Here is a 17,696-nt window from a genome sequence, read left to right on the forward strand (position 1 = left end):
CCGGGTTCGGCCTCAGCTCGGAATCGGCTGATCTGCGCCGATCGAACTGAGCATGTGCGCGAACTGCTCGGCGATCGCCGGAGCCACCGCACAGACGACATCGCCGTCGGCCGACGTGGAATTGGGCGCCGGGATTTTGATCACGGCGCCCGCTTCGGAAGCGATCAGGGAGCCCGCGGCCCAGTCCCACGGACTCAGCCCGTGCTCGAAGTGAGCGTCGACCCGGCCGGTGGCAACCATGCACAGATCCAAAGCAGCCGAACCTATGCGTCGGATGTCGCGAACCTGCGGCAGGATCTGCCCGATCAAGGTGCCCTGCACCTTTCGGCGATCCGCTCCGTAGCCGAAACCGGTGGCCAACAGAGCCATTGACAGTTCGGTCACCTCATTGGCGTGCAGTTCGCTGACGACGCCGTCGGCCGTGGCCATGGTTGCGCCGCCGCCCCGGTGCGCGGAATACGTTGTTTCCAGCGACACGTCGACGACAGCCCCGGCCACTGAGATCCCGTCGATCTGTACGGCCACCGAAATGGCGAACGCGGGGATTCCGTAGAGAAAATTCACCGTGCCGTCGATGGGATCGACAACCCATCGAACTCCCGCGGAATCGTCGGTGTCTCCGCCACCTTCCTCACCCAAGATCGAATCTGCAGGGCGCAATTGCGCCAGAAGGTCGCGAATCACCTGTTCGGTTTCGGTATCGACCACCGTGACGGGATCGGTCGGCGTGCTCTTTGCAGCAACCGAACCACCCTCGGAGGCACCGGAACCCACCAGGCCGAATACCTCGGGCCGACGCACGCGGACGTGTTCGGCTGCGCGTTCGGCGACGGCTACGGCAACTGCCCGCAATTGTGCGGGGTCCAGAGAATCGGCGGAAAAGTCGGGCAACGTTCTTTCTGAAGGGCGCACCGGACCATCGCAACACATCTCTACCGAGGGGCACCACTCGAACGCCTGGAGTCGCACGCGCCCGAGTCCTCGTTCGGGTTAGTGTTTGCAACGGTAGATCGTGACCTCGAATTCGACACTCAGGAGCGCAGGACGATGACAACCACAGGTTTCGGGATCGACGTCGGCGGCAGCGGCGTCAAGGGCGGCACGATCGACCTGAGCACCGGGGAAATGATCGGTGACCGCATCAAGATCCTGACCCCGCAGCCTTCGACTCCCGATGCGATCGCGGGCACTGTGGCCGAGATCGTCGAGCAGGCAAAGTGGACCGGGCCGGTCGGCATCACGTTGCCCGCAGTCGTGACCGGCGGCGTCGCGCGCAGCGCCGCGAACATCGACAAGTCCTGGATCGACACCGACGCGGCCGCGCTCTTCGGCAAGGCCCTGGGCGGGCGCGAAGTCACCGTCCTCAACGACGCCGACGCCGCCGGAATTGCCGAGGACTCGTTCGGAGCGGGCAAGGACACCTCCGGCGTCGTGATCCTCTTGACCTTCGGCACCGGAATCGGATCTGCCGTGTTGCACAACGGAGTTCTGTTGCCCAACACCGAGTTCGGCCACCTCGAGGTCGACGGCAAGGAAGCCGAGCATCGAGCGGCGTCGTCGGTGAAGGAAAAAAAGGACTGGAGCTACAAGGAGTGGGCGGTCGAGGTCTCCCGAGTTCTGACCACCTTCGAGAACCTGCTGTGGCCTGATCTCTTCATCGCCGGAGGCGGAATCAGCCGCAAGCACGAGAAGTGGATTCCGCACCTGACCAACCGCACGAAGGTCGTCCCCGCCACCCTCCTCAACACCGCGGGAATCGCCGGAGCTGCGCTCGCGTCGGTCGGACTGACCAGGCCGGCCCCCGTCGCCGGATGAGAAAACCTGCACGTGAAAAGCGGAAAATCTACCTGTTACGGCCCGCCGTGACGTAAGAGTTTCCTGAGAGTCGTTACAATGGTGAAGTCCGGCTGCGCGCCGGCCAACAACCATTGACCTCTCCGCCGGATCACCACTCTGGCGTGACGCCGCACGACACCGTCACGAAAGGGCGTACGTGGCAGCCACCGATACACGTCAGACTGCTGATTCTCCATCAGAGTCAGAGCCACAATCTCCAGCCGTGGAGGCGGCCACCGTCACCGCTCCGGCAGCCAAGAAGGCTCCGGCGAAAAAGGCTCCCGCCAAGAAGGCAGCAGCAAAGAAGGCTCCGGCCAAGAAAGCTCCGGCCAAGAAGGCAGCAGCTAAGAAGGCCAGCCCCAAGAAGGCCGGCGATCCTGATGCCGAAGACGGCGATGTCGAGTTGGAAGACATCGACATCACGGACGGCGACCTTGCCGAGGTCGAGTCCGATGTCGTCGAGGTCGTAGCAGTCGGCGAAGACGAAGAGACCGCTGCAGAGCCGTCCGAGAAGGACAAGGCTTCCGGCGACTTCGTCTGGGACGAGGAAGAGTCCGAGGCTCTTCGCCAGGCACGCAAGGACGCCGAACTGACGGCGTCCGCCGACTCGGTTCGCGCTTACCTCAAGCAGATCGGCAAGGTCGCACTCCTCAACGCCGAAGAGGAAGTCGAACTGGCCAAGCGCATCGAGGCCGGCCTCTACGCCGTGCAGATCATGCAGGATCTTGCTGACAAGGGCGAGAAGTTGCCTGCAGCTCAGCGACGCGACATGAGCTGGATCTGCCGCGACGGCAACCGCGCCAAGAACCACCTCCTCGAGGCCAACCTCCGCCTGGTCGTCTCGCTGGCCAAGCGCTACACGGGCCGCGGCATGGCGTTCCTGGACCTCATTCAGGAAGGCAACCTCGGTCTGATCCGTGCAGTCGAGAAGTTCGACTACACCAAGGGTTACAAGTTCTCGACCTACGCCACGTGGTGGATCCGACAGGCCATCACCCGTGCAATGGCCGACCAGGCTCGCACCATCCGCATCCCGGTGCACATGGTCGAGGTCATCAACAAGCTCGGCCGTATCCAGCGTGAGCTGCTCCAGGACCTGGGCCGTGAGCCCACGCCGGAAGAGCTTGCCAAGGAAATGGACATCACGCCGGAGAAGGTGCTGGAAATCCAGCAGTACGCGCGTGAGCCGATCTCTCTCGACCAGACCATCGGCGACGAGGGCGACAGCCAGCTCGGTGACTTCATCGAGGACTCCGAAGCTGTTGTCGCAGTCGACGCCGTCTCGTTCACCTTGCTGCAGGATCAGCTCCAGTCGGTACTCGAGACGCTGTCCGAGCGCGAAGCCGGCGTGGTTCGCCTCCGCTTCGGCCTCACCGACGGCCAGCCGAGGACTTTAGACGAAATCGGACAGGTCTACGGCGTCACGCGTGAGCGTATCCGTCAGATCGAATCGAAGACGATGTCGAAGCTGCGCCACCCGTCGCGTTCGCAGGTTCTGCGCGACTACCTCGACTAGTCACACCAGCTACGCGAAGAAGAGCCGCTCTCCGGATTTCCGGAGAGCGGCTCTTCTTCGTTTGCCGCCTCAGGCCAAGAGTGTGTCCCGGAGTTGTGCGATGTCCCCGTCGCTCAACTGCAGGCCGTCCCGGACGTAGTTGTCGAAGTTGCCGTACACCCGATCCACCGTGGCGAAAGACGTGTCCAGCCACGACTGTTCGACGCCGTCGATGAACGCACTCCCGGTGCGAGGTCCGGTGAGGTACTGGTTGCTGAGCATGTAGTCGGCGTTCACGTCGGCGCGGCTCACGCCGAGGAGGGTCAGAAGAACCGCAGTCATCCAGCCGGTACGGTCCTTGCCCGCCGAGCAGTGGTAGAGGACTGCACCCTCGGTGTTCGCGACGTTCACCAGAGCATCGTGGAATGCGCGGCTCGCCCCCGGATCGGTCGCCATCAACGCGTACATCGTGGGCATGTCCACCAGGGCCGGGAGGTTGGCGGGGTTGGTTCCGATGACGTCGAACCAGTTGGTTCGTGCCCCGTTCGGAATGCGGTCTTGCGAGAGCGTCCGTTCGACGACCGTGCGGAAGTCGTCCACCGATTCCACTCCGCGTTCGCTCAACGACGCGAGATCCGACGGCGTCAGCTTGTCGAGGGCATTCGAGCGAAACACCTTCCCCCACCGAACGGTCCGCCCCTCCTCGGTGACGTAGCCGCCGATGTCACGCGCGTTCGACGCACCCTCGAGATGCAGCGATCGGTCTGCGGCAACCTGCGCAGCTGCAGGTCCGGCTTGTTCGAGCGCGGGTATTCCCCCGGCGAGCGCCGGCACCGGACCGCACGAGAGGATCACCGCGCACAGGACTGTCGCGGCGGGACGGGCGATTCTGTTCGACATCCGGACAGAATAGGGCCGCAATCAGGACTTCGTACGAACCTTGATGTACAACGAGGCAACCGGTTCGATAACTCTTGCCGCCACTGGACCGATGACCGCCATCAGGAGCACGTAAGCCGTTGCCAATGCCGCCAGTTCGGCGTCGACCGCACCCGCGGACACCGCCAGCCCGGCGATGATGATGGAGAACTCACCGCGGGCGATCAGGGCGGCACCGGCGCGCGCTTGACCCATTCGCGCGACACCCTGACGTCTGGCCGCCCAGGCGCCGGTGATCAGCTTCGTGATCGCGGTGACGACGGCCAGGATCGCAGCCCACCCGAGGACGGGCGGAATGGAACTGGGATCGGTGTTGAGACCGAAGACCACGAAGAACATTGCAGCGAACAGATCTCGAAGGGGCTCGAGCACGCGACTGGCATTGTGCGCCGTCGACCCCGAGATCGCGATCCCGAGGAGGAACGCGCCCACAGCCGCCGACACCTGCATCGCCGAACTGATGCCGGCAACCAACAGTGCGGCACCGAGCAGCTTGAGCAGGAGCGTCTCACTGTCGGGACTGTCGAGGAGCGCGGAGACGTACCGCCCGTATCGCAGGGCCACAACAAGAACCACGGTGATGACCAACAACGAGATCCCGACCGCTTCGAGCCCGCCCATGAAGCTGACGCCCGCAAGCATCGCGGTCAGAATCGGCAGATACAGCGCCATCGCCAGGTCTTCGAACACCAGAATCGACAGCACGACCGGTGTTTCGCGGTTACCGAGGCGCCCCAGGTCGCTGAGCACCTTGGCGATGATTCCCGAAGACGAGATGTAGGTGACGCCGGCCATGACCGTCGCCCCCACGACGCCCCAGCCGAGAATCAAGCCGACCACCGCGCCGGGAGTCGCGTTGAGGACGATGTCGACGATGCCCGCTACGCGTGAGCGTTTGAGACCGGTCACGAGCTCGGCCGCGGTGTATTCGAGCCCCAACAGCAACAAGAGCAGGACGATCCCGATCTCACTTGCCAGATGGGAGAACTCGCCGATGTCTCCGAGTTGGATGAAACCGCCCTGTCCGAAGCACAGGCCGCCGATCAGGTAGAACGGGATCGGCGACATCCCCACGCGAGCAGCGAGTCGTCCGAGCAGTCCGAGCGCGAAGAAGACCGCGCCGAGTTCGATCAGTGCGAGGGTGGTTGTGTCCACGCGCCAGTCAGCCGTTGGCCAAGATTTTTGCCGCTGCGGCCAAACCGTCCGGCGTTCCGACTGCTACGAGAAGATCTCCCCCGGTGAAGGTGAAGTCGGGGTTCGGGGACGGGCTGACCTGTCCGGCACGCATGACGGCGACGATGGAGACTCCGGTACGCGTGCGCATGCCGGTGTCCCCGAGGGTCTGCCCGTCGTAGCGCGAACCGTCCTTGATGTAGAGCTGTTTGGTTCGAATGCCCGGAAGGTCACGGTGCTCTTCTTCGAGCTGCGCAACGAGCTGTGGGGCACCCAGGAGATTGCTGAGCGCTGCCGCTTCCTCTGTGGTCAGAGGCAGCGAGGCAGCACACGCGTCAGGGTCGTCTGCCTTGGACACGATGAGGTCGGTATGACCGTCCCGATGGGTGACGACACCCACGCGACGACCGGAAGACAGAACAAAATCCTTGCGCGTCCCGATCCCCGGTAGTGGGGTGACTTCTACGTTCATATACCAACGGTAGCGCCGATCGGCGACCTGCATCGCGTGAGGGCCACAATCCGCCGGGAGCACTTCGCGGCGAGCGAACCGGCGACCTACCGAACCGGCGAAAACACGCCGTTCTCGTCCGGAAGATACTCGACGACAGCGGTGACGGCTGCGACCGGAATCGGGGCGTACAGATGCGGGAATCGCATCGATTCCGGGTCAGAAGGGACGCCCGGTTCGTACTTGACCTGACCACCGAGCAGGGCCGGATCGATGGCGAGAAGGACTATGTCATCGCGGCCGGCGAAGATCCGATTCGCCGGGAGATGAACTTGCGCCGGAGTCGACATGTGAACAAATCCCTCCGCCTCGAATCCGTCGGGGATACGTTCGCCGTGCTGTTGTGCCCGCGCCCATTCCTCGCGCGTGCACATGTGGAGCAACTCGACGCTCTCGTCGACAAGTGGTTCGCGTCCCGGGTTCATCCGCCCAGAATATCGGGCTGAGGTCGGCGATTCGAATCAGCTGTCAGCGAACAATCTTCACCCGAGAATGCCTGCCCAGCGCATTTCCAGTGAGACACAACACTAAGAAACGCCTTCGGGAACAACCCGTAAACCCCAAACGTCTGTAAGAGTGGATCTACCGCGCCATTCCGACGCGGCGGACCAGGCCCCAGGCACGCGGCCCGAATGCCGCAAAGCCAGTACGGAGGAGTCATGCCCGGAACACTGACCAGCCCACAGTTGACCGCTGCCGACCGGTGCGACCGGTGCGGTGCCGGAGCACGCGTACGCGCCGTGCTTCCCACCGGCGGCGAGCTTCTCTTCTGCGGACACCACGCAACCGAACACGCGGATCGACTTCGCGAGATGAATGCCGTCGTCTCCGAAAGCGAACCCGCAATCTGACCTGTCAGCCGGGGGTGGCCTCTTCACGAGGCGCGCCATGAACGCCAGAACGGGCGATCACATTCACTGTGATCGCCCGTTCTGCCGTTCCGGGGCCGGCAAGCACGCGAAGCGTGCGGGACCGGTATCGGCTGCTACCAGCTGCGTAGGATCGCGATGCGCTCGGTCAGCTGATCGACAGTCGCGATGGCCGTCGGCGGGCCTCCGCACACTCGGCGAAGTTCCGCGTGAATGATGCCGTGTGGTTTGCCGGTGCGGTGAACGTTCATCGCCACCAACCCGTTCAGCTCCTTGCGGAGCGCTCCGAGCTGATCTGCCGTGGCCGCTCGATCGGATACCACTGCCGCCGTGGGTTGCGGTGCGGCGGCCTTGGCCGAGTTGGCCTCGACCTGTGTCTGCTGGCGTTGACGCAGCAATGCCCGCATCTGATCGGCGTCGAGTAGGCCGGGGAGACCGAGGTAGTCGGCTTCCTCGTCACTTCCGGCGAATGTCGCGGTACCGAAGGACGATCCGTCGTAGATCACCTGGTCGAGTTCGGCATCGGCGCCCAGGGACGTGAACGCCTTCTCCTCCTCGCCCAGCTCGTCCTTCTGCTTGTTCGCATCGGCGAGCAGGTCGTCTTCGAGGCCGTCCTTCTCACGATGCGGCTTGCCGAGCACGTGGTCACGCTGAGCCTCGAGCTGTGCAGCAAGGTCGAGAAGCACCGGCACCGACGGCAGGAAGACGCTGGCAGTTTCGCCCTTACGACGCGAACGCACGAAGCGCCCGATCGCCTGAGCGAAGTACAGCGGGGTCGACGCGCTGGTCGCGTACACACCGACCGCCAGACGGGGAACGTCGACGCCCTCGGACACCATGCGGACCGCGACCATCCATTTCTGGTCGCTCGCACCGAATTCGGCGATTCGCTTGGACGCGGTGGGGTCGTCGGACAGCACGACGGCCGGCTGTTCGCCGGTGATCGCCGTCAACGCCTTCGCGTACTCGCGGGCCACTGTCTGATCCGTCGCGATGACAAGTCCGCCCGCATCGGGCATACCCGTACTGCGCAGCTGCGCCAAACGGGTGTCTGCTGCTTGCAGCACGGCAGGAATCCAGTCGCCGGCAGGGTCCAAGGCCGTACGCCATGCCCGAGTCGTCTGCTCGGCGCTCAGCGGCTCGCCGAGCCGAGCGGTGAATTCCTCGCCGGCGTTGTTTCGCCACCGTGCCTCGCCCGAGTAGGCGAGAAACACGACGGGGCGAACCACGCCGTCCTTGAGGGCATCCGAATATCCGTAGGAGTGATCGGCTTTCGAGCGGAGCAGACCTTCCTTGTCCGGCTCGTACTCGACAAAAGGAATGGCACTGTCGTCACTGCGGAACGGAGTTCCGGTCAGTGCGAGACGCCTGGTCGCGTCGCCGAACGCCTCACGAATGGCGTCGCCCCAGCTCTTGGCGTCGCCGCCGTGGTGGATCTCGTCGAGGATGACCAGCGTCTTGCGGCCCTCGGTGCGCACACGGTGCTTCGACGGGTGCGAGGCAACCTGGGCGTAGGTCAGCACGACGCCGTGATAGTCACTCGAGGTCTGGCCGGTCGAGTTGGAGAACCGCGAGTCCAATGCCAGGCCGGATCGCTGAGCGGACTCCGCCCACTGGTGCTTGAGGTGCTCGGTCGGCGCCACGACGGTTATCTGGTCGACCGTCCGGTCACGGAGCAATTCCGAAGCTACCCGCAGAGCAAAGGTGGTCTTACCTGCTCCCGGCGTTGCGACCGCCAGAAAGTCACGCGGACTGCTGGAAAGGTACTTGGTCAGTGCACGGCGCTGCCATGCACGAAGGGAACCGGTAGGGGCGCCAGGTTGGGTTCCCGCGGATTGAGCTCCGGCGGGTTCGGGCGAATTGCCGAACTCGGCTGCCACGGTCTCAGACGTCATAGGCCGCGCCTCCACTGGAATCGCACTGTTGTCTCGCGCTCCTCGAATTTTCATCAATGTCCGGCGACGAGCCTAGCCGCCGCCACCGACGAAAGCCGCACTCGAAGCGCGTACTCATGGCCGTTCTCACTCCGGCCGGCGAGGTTTCGCTGCTCTCGCATCCTGCCGACCTGCACGCGAATTGTCTCAGAAATGTGCGACACGTCGGCGCCATGGTTGGGCAACCGGGTGTGTCGTCAGGGATGCTGGAGACATCATGAGTGAAGCGCGAGGCGAGAAGTCGAGCGGAAGTGATCTGCACCACCGCAGATGGCATCCGCTACGCCGCACCGGGCAGTTGATCGGTCGCACACTGAGCAAGGCCTGGGACGATTCCATCTTCGGAAAGGCGGCTACGGCCGCGTTCTGGCAAACGCTGTCACTGGCTCCCCTGCTTCTGGGCCTTCTCGGAATGATCGGCTACATCGGTGGGTGGTTCGGACCCAACACCGTCGAGATCATCGAATCCAAGATCGTCACGTTCAGCGGAACGATCTTCAGCGAAAGCGTCGTCGACCAGATCATCCGCCCGACGGTGACGGACGTCCTTCAGCGCGGACGACCGGAGATCATCTCGGTGGGCTTCCTGCTCTCCCTGTGGGCGGGATCGTCGGCGATCAGTACGTTCGTCGACTCGATCGTGGAAGCACATGGTCAGCAGGATGCGCGCAATCCCATCTGGCAGCGCATCTTCGCCCTGCTGCTCTACGTGATGTTCCTGGTGATGGCGGTATTCATCCTGCCGCTGGTAGCTCTCGGGCCGACGCTCGTCGGGCGAGCACTGCCGGCCTCCTGGTACGTGGTCGGCTCGAATCTGGTCGACACGTTCTACTACCCCGCTGTCGGTCTGCTGGTGATCATCGGCCTCACGACGCTCTACAAAGTCGCTCTACCGAAGTCGCTGCCGTGGCATCGGCTGCTCGCGGGCGCGCTGGTCGCCGGTGTGTTCTTCATGGCCGCCAGTACCGGATTGCGCTGGTACCTGGGATTTGTCACCAGCACCGGCTACACGTACGGCGCACTGGCAACGCCGATCGCATTTCTGCTCTTCACGTTCTTCCTCGGTTTCGCCGTCGTCCTCGGCGCCGAGTTCAACGCGACGGTTCAGGAGTTCTGGCCGGCTCGTGCCACTCGGATGGAGCAGATGCGAGAGTGGCTTGCGGCTCAGAACACCGACGACGAGACCGGTCCGGTCACCAACCTGACCTGGCACCTGGCCACCAGCCCGATCCGCATCTCGGGCGACAAAGCGGATCCGGCCACGGTCCCCTCGTACGGGCGGCCCCGCAGCAGACAAACAGAGTCGCGCCAGAACTCGTGCGTCGACCAAGATCCCTGCGATGAACCGCAGGCAGACGCGAAGAGCCCGGCGGCCGACTGCGTCGAGGCTGTCGATCCGCCGAGCTCCGGAAGTACTCCCGCGCGCGTGACCCGAGGTCAGTCGCCCTTACGGAGCCCTTCGTAAATCTTCTTGCAGTCCGGGCACACCGGTGATCCCGGCTTGGCGGACTTCGTCACGGGAAACACCTCGCCGCACAGCGCGACGACATGGGTTCCCATGACGGCGCTCTCGGCGATCTTGTTCTTCTTCACGTAGTGGAAGAACTTCGGGGTGTCGTCGTCGGTCGTTTCGTCGGTGGAGACGTCGGGACGTTCCTTGGTTTGAGTGCTCACCCCTCCAATAATGCCGTCTCCGTCACAGCGGTGCGACCCACGGGTCGTGTGCAATTGTCGGCCGAGAGTGGAACAGTGGAGTCATGGCACGAAATGGCGCGTTCGGCAGGTCCGACGAGGCCGGGACTCCCGATAATCCCGTACTGATCACCGAAGCGCAGAAGTCCGTCGAAGAACAGCACAAAGCCCGAGTGCGCAAGTACATGATCATCATGTCCTTCCGGTTCCCGGCGTTGATCCTCGCGGCGATCGCGTACGGCATCTGGGCCAACGCCTGGATCTCGATGCTCATCATCGGTGCATCCATTCCGCTTCCCTGGATCGCCGTCCTGATCGCCAACGACCGACCACCGCGCACCAAGGACGAACCGAGCCGATACGACGGACGAAAGAAGACCGCAGGCGAGATCGAATCCGCGACGCACCACACCATCGAAGGCTGACAAGTTCCGCCTGCGAGAATGACGGGGTGAGAAGCGAAACGCTCCTGTCCATCACCCCTGCGCTGCGTGAGGCTCTGCTTCGCAATCGATTCGACACGGGAACCATGCTCGAGGCATTGGGTCCCGAAGTTCACGCCGCTCTCGGCCGAAGTGAGCCGGTGCCCGTGCGCCGCGCCACCCGAGAACTCGGGGACCTGGGCGTTCTCATCAGACTGTTCCTTCTCGCCGATGATTGCCCAGCAGGCGACGTCGCCGCGGCGTTGACTCCGCTGACAATTGCGCAGTGCGTCGACGCCGGCCTGCTCGAAGGTGACAACTTCGACAGTGAGAATCCGCTCGTGCGGGCCGCGGTCGATCTTCGCCCCATCGACGTCGGCGACGGCGACCGTTGGGTGATCTCGGATCTCGACGGCGGAATCCGTCCCAAGAAGGCCACGGCCGATCACGTGCTGGGCGTCGGACATGCGTCACTGTCCTTGCTGCAGGCCACGCCCACCGCGAAGGTCGGCAGCGTGCTCGACCTCGGTACGGGATGCGGCATCCAAGCCCTGCACGCGAACACATACGCCGATTCGGTCACCGCAACCGACATCAATCAACGCGCCGTCGACCTCACGGCCGCAACCATGGCGCTCAACGGGCTGGACGTCGAACTGCTTCAAGGGTCCTGGTTCGAACCCGTCGAGGGTCGAACCTTCGACCAGGTGGTCGCCAATCCCCCGTTTGTCGTCGGCGAGGCACGCGTCCATCACACGTACCGCGATTCCGGCCTCGATCTCGACGGTGCGAGCGAATTGATGATCTCGCGCTCGATCGACTATCTGAACCCCGGCGGCACGGCAGCACTGTTGGCCTCGTGGGTGCACATCGAAGGACAGGACTGGCGTTCGCGGATCGCGTCGTGGCTGCCGGCGCACGGCGTCGACGCCTGGGTGGTGCAGCGCGACGTGGCGGACCCAGCTCTGTACGTCGGCACGTGGCTCAAGGACGGCGGGCAGGATCCGCGAGATCCGGAATCGGCATCGAGAGCTAACGCCTGGCTGGATCACCTCGAAGAAGCCGATGTCGAGGGCGTCGGCTTCGGTTTCGTGTTCCTTCGCCGCACCGACTCCGCCACCGACCTGATGGCCGAGGACCTCATGCACGGCTTCTCGGACCCGCTCGGGGCAGAGGCGCTCGCTTACTTCGACCGTCTTGCCTGGTTGCGTGAACACGACGTCCTCGAGGAGCGATTCGTCCTCGATCCGGACACGGCTCTCGAACGCGTCTACCTCCCCGGCGACGAGGGATGGCAGCAAGTGGTCACGCGTGTGCACCGCGGCAACGGACCGCACTGGCAGCACGAGATCGACGAGCTCGGTGCTGCGCTGCTGGCCGGGCTCCGAGCGGACGGACTGGTGGTCGACGAACTGGTCGAACTTCTCGCCGCGGCGAACGGCGAAGACCCGGACCAGCTACGTGAGGCCGTCGTCACATTGCTGGTCTCGCTTGTCCGGCACGGGTTGGTGCTTCCCGTCACGAACTGAGTTCCCGGTGAGTTGCAGATTTTGTGTTCTCAGCAACTTCTCAGGACGACTGGGAAATAACTGCAGGTCACGGCGTTTTAGCGGAAATCGGCGCGGGAACTTTCCCGGAACTCTCACACGTTGAACTGTGTGAGAGACCGCCGATAGGGAGGCAAGTCATGACAAGCCCCAGCACCACTACTCGCATTCGTCCGAGCGCCGCAGATCTGGACGCCCAGAGCCCGGCCGCAGACCTGGTCCGCGTCTACCTGAACGGGATCGGTCGTACTGCACTGCTGACAGCAGCAGACGAGGTCGAACTGGCGAAGCGAATCGAAGCGGGGCTGTACGCCAGCCACGTCCTTGCCACGGGAAAGCGCCTGACAGTCGCCAAGAAGAGGGATCTCGCAACGATCGTTCGCGAGGGACAGTCGGCGCGTAGCCACCTCCTGGAAGCGAACCTGCGACTCGTCGTGTCGCTGGCCAAGCGCTACACCGGCCGTGGAATGCCGCTCCTCGATCTCATTCAAGAAGGCAACCTCGGACTCATCCGTGCCATGGAGAAGTTCGACTACGCCAAGGGCTTCAAGTTCTCGACGTACGCCACCTGGTGGATCCGTCAGGCGATCACCCGCGGAATGGCTGATCAGAGCCGCACCATCCGGCTCCCAGTCCACCTCGTGGAACAGGTCAACAAGCTCGCCCGCATCAAGCGTGAACTGCACCAGCAGCTCGGGCGCGAAGCGACGGACGACGAGTTGGCCGAAGAGTCGGGCATTCCCGCCCACAAGATCGCGGACCTGCTCGACCACAGCCGCGACCCGGTAAGCCTGGACATGCCAGTCGGCAACGACGAAGAAGCTCCCTTGGGCGACTTCATCGAAGATTCCGAGGCAACTTCGGCGGAGAACGCCGTCATCGCCGGTCTGCTGCACAGCGATGTGCGCAGCGTGCTCGGGACGCTCGACGAGCGCGAGCAGCAGGTCATCCGACTTCGCTACGGTCTCGACGACGGCCAGCCTCGCACACTCGATCAGATCGGCAAGCTCTTCGGCCTCTCGCGTGAGCGGGTTCGTCAGATCGAGCGTGAGGTCATGGGCAAGCTCCGCGTCGGCGATCGCGCCGAGAAACTGCGTTCCTACGCGAGCTGATCAAACAACACAGCACGTGCGTCAGCGCGCCACACCACTCGCGCTGACGCACCGCACAAAGCACCGGCCACCGCTTGTTCCCTCCCCCTCGGGAATGTGCGGTGGCCGGTGTTGTTCGTTGTACCTACCGCAGACGCCTGGGCCCCAGGTCGATTGCGCTCGGCTCGGGCCCGATGCGTACTCGCGAATCGGTGATCTCCGCGCCGGTAGCCGAAGCAAGTACCGGCTCACAGGCCAGTTCGCGGACTTCCGGAATGTCGTCGGCCAGCGCCGAGATCCGCTGGACCAGATCGACCAAGGCACCCTTGTTGACCGGAACGGCATTTCGATATCCGGAGAGCAGCGGCGCTGCCTTGGGTGCGTCGATCAACTCCGTAGCAGCGTCTTCCGTGAGCGGCAGTACGCGATAGGCACGGTCCCCGAGGAGATCGGAGATCACACCGGCGAGACCGAACGAGATCAGCGAACCGAACGACGGGTCGTCTTGGACACCAACCACACACCCGATGCCCTTGGTTGCCATTTTCTGCACGTGCAGCAGCGGTTCACCCGACGCGGCCGCAAGATCTCGGTAAGCGAGGCGCACCGATTCAGGTCCACTCAGATCCAGCCTGACACCGCCCAGATCCGGTCGGTGGCGCCACATTTCGCCGGTTGCCTTGACCGCGACCGGGTAGCCGACAGCATCCGCTGCCTCTACAGCTTCGTCTTCGCTCAGGACCGAACGGAATTCGACGACTGCAACCCCGTAGCACTCGAGAAGAGCTGCTGCTTCGACGTCCGAAAGCCAACGGCCAGGCGAGTTTTCAAGCCAGGCGGCCACCATCTTCTGAGCTCGTTCGGAGTCGATTCCCGCGGGGCGAACAACCTTCGACGCAGGCTTGCTGCGCCACTCCGCGTAACGCCAGGCCCTCGCCAGTGCCAGTGCGGCGCGCTCCGGCCCCGGGTAGGACGGCACCGAACCGCGGGTCGGGTTTCCGACTTCGTCGCGGACCGCCAGGACGTCCGGCACTCCCTCGGCTGCGAGGAACGTCGTGAGAATCGGCTTGTCCGAGCCGGCGACGGCGTCTTTGAGCGCTTTCGCGAACGGCTCGACCGGAATGGCAACCGGAGGAACGAAGACGGCGATGACGGCATCGACGTCGAACGACGCCAACGCGTCGCGCACGGCAGCGGCGAACAGTTCCGGACTCGCCTGGGCGCCAAGGTCGACCGGGTCGCTGACCTGCAAACCTTCACTGCGGGCGGCGTCCGCGGCAAGGACACCGAGCGCGGTCGAGTTGCCGATGACAGCAAGCCGTGGACCGGCCGGCAACGGCTGGTATCCGAAGAGCAAGGCACAGTCGAACAATTGTGAAATGGAGCCGACCTGGATGACGCCCGCCTGTTCGAAGAGGGCGCGGACGATGGAATCGTCGATCTCGACTCCGGTGGCGGCGAGAACCGGCGGAACCGCGTGCCGACCGCTCTTGACCGCGACGATCGGCTTCTTCCGCGCAACTCGGCGGGCGATCCGGGAGAACTTTCGTGGGTTGCCGAAGCTCTCGAGGTAGAGAAGGACCACTTCGGTGGACTGGTCGGAATCCCAGTACTGCAGAAGGTCGTTGCCCGAGACGTCCGCACGGTTGCCGGCAGAAACGAAGGCGGACAACCCGATTCGGCTGCGCGCAGCTTCGTCGAGAATGGCGATACCGAGCGCGCCGGACTGACAGAAGAAGCCCACGTTGCCTGCCACCGGCAAGACCGGCGCGAGAGTCGCATTCAACGAGATCGCGGGGTCGTTGTTCGCCACTCCCAGTGCATTCGGACCGATGAGGCGCATTCCGTGAGCGCGTGCTGCATGGACCAGTTTGCGTTCGGACGAGCGTCCGTCCGGACCGCTCTCGCTGAAGCCCGACGAGACCACCACCAGCGCTTTGACGCCCTTGTCGAGGCAGTCGTCGAGTACCGAATTGATCGATTCTGCAGGTACAGCCACGACGGCGAGATCGACGTCGTCAGGAATGTCGCGAACAGTTGGGTACGCCCGCACCCCGTGAACCGAACGATGCTCCGCGTTGACGGGGTAGACCGGTCCGGTGAATCCGCCGCGCAGCAGGTTGGTCAACACCGCGTTACCCACCTTGGCGGGGTCCGCTGATGCGCCGATCACTGCCACCGATCGTGGACTCAGCACGTTTCCCATGCTGCGGGCCTCAGCTGCCCGCTCACGCGAATTACGTACTGAAACAAGCGCTTCCGTCGGGTCGATCGCGAATTCGAGGCGCAGCACGCCACCGTCGAACGAGCGGCTCACCTGATACCCCGCCTCACGGAACACCGTCACCATGTTGCGGTTCTCGGACAGGACCTCGGCGACGAACATCGTCAGGCCGTTCTCGGCCGCTGCTGCTGCCAGGTATTCGAGCAGGATCGGGCCGAGGCCGCGCCCCTGGTGTGCGTCGGCGACGACGAAGGCGACCTCGGCAGACTTTCCGTCACCGACGTCGAGGAGTCGCTCGTAGCGACCCACCGCGATGATCTCGTCGCCGAGCATCATCACGAAGGCGACGCGGTTGTGGTGGTCGACCGTCGTGAAATTCTTCACGTCGCGCGCCGACATCGTGGGGTACGGGCCGAAGTAGCGCAGGTACCGGGTCCGCTCGGAGAGTTTGCCGTGGAATTCGACGAGCTTGTCCGCGTCCTCGGGAACGATGGGTCGCAACGCCACCGCGCCGCCGTCGGAGGCGAGAACATCGACTACCCACGAATGGGGATAGGTGTGAGCGGGGTCGGTGTTCGGCGCCTGGTCGCTCGCGCCGCCGGCATCGGTATCGGACTGTTCAGTCACGGGGATCCTCCGGGTCGAGTCCGAGTAGCGGGAACGAAGCGCGGCGTGTGGCGATGATCGCCGAGTCGATTCGGGTGAGTGCACGATCTACCGAGGCGACACCTGTCTCCGGTGTACCACCCGGGCCGTCCCACGGGGTGTATGCGACATCTCCGCCGTCGCCCATGGTCGGCGGGAGGTCGACGCTCGGCGCTCGCAGCTTCGTCGATTCCTTCCACTCGTCAGGCACAGCTGTGTCGACGTCGACCTCGCGATCGAGCGCGGCAGCGATCAGGTGAGTCCATGCCCTCGGCACGACGCGAACCAGTCCGTATCCGCCGCCGCCGACTGCCAGCCACCGGCCCTCGGAGTAGCGGTCGGCAAGATCGCGCATTGCCAGGAACGCTGCTCGCTGGCCGTCGACGGTCAGAGCGAGGTCCGCGAGCGGGTCCTCGCGGTGCGAGTCGACTCCGCACTGGCTGATGATGATCTGCGGGCGGAAGGCTGCAATGGCTCCCGGGACGACGGCGTGAAATGCGCGCAGCCACAACGCGTCGACGGTCCCGGGAAGCACCGGGATGTTCACCGCTGTACCTTCGGCCGCGCCATCGCCGACCTCGCTCGACCATCCGGTGTTCGGCCACAACGTCGCCGGGTGCTGATGCAGCGAGACCGTGAGCACCCGCGGGTCCCCGAGGAACGCATGTTGCACTCCGTCACCGTGGTGAGCGTCGACGTCGATGTAGGCGATGCGGTCGTAGCCGTTGTCGAGCAGCCACGAAATCGCCACAGCCGCATCGTTGTAGACGCAGAATCCCGAAGCCCAATCCGCCATCGCGTGGTGCATGCCGCCGCCGATGCTGACCGCGCGTCGCGTACGTCCCGAAGCGATTTCCTGCGCTGCGGCCAGCGAGCCGCCGGCGAGGATCGCACTTGCTTCGTGCATGTGCGGGAAGACCGGGTTGTCCTCGGTACCGAGCCCGTGGGGAACATCCTGGCCGCTCACACCGTTGTTCGCAGAGTTACCCGCGTCTTTGACCGCTGCAAGATATGCCGGTGTGTGGATTCTGAGGAGGTCGGCATCGGACGCGGCGCTCGGTTCGAGAAATTCGATGCCCTCGAGAAGTCCGAGGCTTCGCGAGAGTGCCATCGTGAGATCGAGGCGAGTGGGATTCATCGGGTGATCGGCGCTCCACCGATAGCTCAGGTACTCCGGACTCCACACCACGACTCGATTCGCTCGAGACGCCGCGGGGTCCCCGTCAGATCTGATCGACGCGGTCATGGGATCACGCTACTTCCTTCTCGTTTCGTGCCGCACACCACACTCGCGGCCCGCTTCGGGGACCGAGATCGA

General features: G+C 64.2%; 16 protein-coding genes. 7 read left to right on the forward strand and 9 right to left on the reverse strand.

Features of this window, described 5'->3' with window-relative positions; all coding sequences use genetic code 11:
- Positions 1–12: 12 nt before the first annotated feature.
- Positions 13–891 carry an inositol monophosphatase family protein gene (locus ACKAMS_RS13110; RefSeq protein ID WP_279218991.1) on the reverse strand — a complete coding sequence of 293 codons (879 nt, stop codon included), beginning with the start codon at positions 889–891 and terminating at the stop codon, positions 13–15.
- A gap of 156 nt (positions 892–1,047) precedes the next feature.
- Here ACKAMS_RS13110 and ppgK point away from each other — a divergent pair, with 156 nt between their 5' ends.
- Together ppgK and ACKAMS_RS13120 are read left to right on the forward strand one after the other, a co-directional pair.
- Positions 1,048–1,815: a polyphosphate--glucose phosphotransferase gene (gene ppgK / locus ACKAMS_RS13115; protein WP_007732834.1), complete on the forward strand. Its 768-nt coding sequence runs from the start codon at positions 1,048–1,050 to the stop codon at positions 1,813–1,815.
- A 112-nt stretch (positions 1,816–1,927) separates the two neighbouring features.
- Positions 1,928–3,352, forward strand: a complete 1,425-nt coding sequence (locus tag ACKAMS_RS13120; protein ID WP_370333980.1) for an RNA polymerase sigma factor — start codon at positions 1,928–1,930, stop codon at positions 3,350–3,352.
- A gap of 69 nt (positions 3,353–3,421) precedes the next feature.
- On the opposite strand, the gene ACKAMS_RS13125 is transcribed toward ACKAMS_RS13120, so the two are convergent.
- The 4 genes from ACKAMS_RS13125 to ACKAMS_RS13140 all read right to left on the reverse strand — a co-directional run bounded on the left by ACKAMS_RS13125 (position 3,422) and on the right by ACKAMS_RS13140 (position 6,379).
- On the reverse strand, positions 3,422–4,231 hold the full coding sequence (locus ACKAMS_RS13125) for a tyrosine-protein phosphatase (RefSeq protein WP_047888402.1): 810 nt from the start codon (positions 4,229–4,231) through the stop codon (positions 3,422–3,424).
- Between the two features lie 21 nt (positions 4,232–4,252).
- Entirely contained in the window at positions 4,253–5,425 is a 1,173-nt protein-coding gene (locus tag ACKAMS_RS13130; protein WP_003943778.1) for a cation:proton antiporter, read from the reverse strand.
- Positions 5,426–5,432: 7 nt separating this feature from the next.
- Complete coding sequence (locus ACKAMS_RS13135) at positions 5,433–5,915, reverse strand: cation:proton antiporter regulatory subunit (protein ID WP_021344116.1); 483 nt, start codon at positions 5,913–5,915, stop codon at positions 5,433–5,435.
- Positions 5,916–6,001: 86 nt separating this feature from the next.
- Positions 6,002–6,379 carry a DUF952 domain-containing protein gene (locus ACKAMS_RS13140; RefSeq protein WP_020969495.1) on the reverse strand — a complete coding sequence of 126 codons (378 nt, stop codon included), beginning with the start codon at positions 6,377–6,379 and terminating at the stop codon, positions 6,002–6,004.
- A gap of 234 nt (positions 6,380–6,613) precedes the next feature.
- Here ACKAMS_RS13140 and ACKAMS_RS13145 point away from each other — a divergent pair, with 234 nt between their 5' ends.
- The gene (locus tag ACKAMS_RS13145; protein ID WP_003942643.1) at positions 6,614–6,805 is read left to right on the forward strand and encodes a hypothetical protein; all 192 of its coding nucleotides are present in this window, start codon (positions 6,614–6,616) and stop codon (positions 6,803–6,805) included.
- Positions 6,806–6,939: 134 nt separating this feature from the next.
- Here ACKAMS_RS13145 and ACKAMS_RS13150 read toward each other — a convergent pair whose 3' ends face one another.
- The gene (locus ACKAMS_RS13150; protein WP_020907558.1) at positions 6,940–8,718 is read right to left on the reverse strand and encodes a DEAD/DEAH box helicase; all 1,779 of its coding nucleotides are present in this window, start codon (positions 8,716–8,718) and stop codon (positions 6,940–6,942) included.
- Between the two features lie 256 nt (positions 8,719–8,974).
- Between ACKAMS_RS13150 and ACKAMS_RS13155 the strand changes: the two genes are divergently transcribed.
- Entirely contained in the window at positions 8,975–10,222 is a 1,248-nt protein-coding gene (locus ACKAMS_RS13155) for a YihY/virulence factor BrkB family protein (protein ID WP_021344113.1), read from the forward strand.
- On the opposite strand, the gene ACKAMS_RS13160 is transcribed toward ACKAMS_RS13155, so the two are convergent.
- Positions 10,195–10,431 (reverse strand): DUF3039 domain-containing protein, encoded by a 237-nt coding sequence (locus ACKAMS_RS13160; protein ID WP_003942602.1) that lies wholly within the window; start codon positions 10,429–10,431, stop codon positions 10,195–10,197. The genes ACKAMS_RS13155 and ACKAMS_RS13160 overlap by 28 nt on opposite strands.
- 83 nt (positions 10,432–10,514) lie before the next feature.
- Here ACKAMS_RS13160 and ACKAMS_RS13165 point away from each other — a divergent pair, with 83 nt between their 5' ends.
- From ACKAMS_RS13165 to ACKAMS_RS13175, 3 genes are all read left to right on the forward strand, one after another.
- The gene (locus ACKAMS_RS13165; protein WP_019748237.1) at positions 10,515–10,874 is read left to right on the forward strand and encodes a DUF3099 domain-containing protein; all 360 of its coding nucleotides are present in this window, start codon (positions 10,515–10,517) and stop codon (positions 10,872–10,874) included.
- Between the two features lie 26 nt (positions 10,875–10,900).
- Positions 10,901–12,400, forward strand: a complete 1,500-nt coding sequence (locus tag ACKAMS_RS13170; protein WP_408989116.1) for a methyltransferase — start codon at positions 10,901–10,903, stop codon at positions 12,398–12,400.
- Positions 12,401–12,558: 158 nt separating this feature from the next.
- Positions 12,559–13,530 (forward strand): sigma-70 family RNA polymerase sigma factor, encoded by a 972-nt coding sequence (locus ACKAMS_RS13175; RefSeq protein WP_003942639.1) that lies wholly within the window; start codon positions 12,559–12,561, stop codon positions 13,528–13,530.
- A 124-nt stretch (positions 13,531–13,654) separates the two neighbouring features.
- Here the strand turns inward: ACKAMS_RS13175 and ACKAMS_RS13180 are convergent, their stop codons facing one another.
- Positions 13,655–16,360, reverse strand: a complete 2,706-nt coding sequence (locus ACKAMS_RS13180; protein WP_060938493.1) for a bifunctional GNAT family N-acetyltransferase/acetate--CoA ligase family protein — start codon at positions 16,358–16,360, stop codon at positions 13,655–13,657.
- Positions 16,353–17,624: an acetoin utilization protein AcuC gene (locus tag ACKAMS_RS13185; protein WP_019748234.1), complete on the reverse strand. Its 1,272-nt coding sequence runs from the start codon at positions 17,622–17,624 to the stop codon at positions 16,353–16,355. The genes ACKAMS_RS13180 and ACKAMS_RS13185 overlap by 8 nt, the downstream gene beginning before the upstream one ends.
- Positions 17,625–17,696: the final 72 nt, after the last annotated feature.

The organism is Rhodococcus sp. 5A-K4 (assembly GCF_046097995.1).
Classification (GTDB): domain Bacteria; phylum Actinomycetota; class Actinomycetes; order Mycobacteriales; family Mycobacteriaceae; genus Rhodococcus_F; species Rhodococcus_F erythropolis.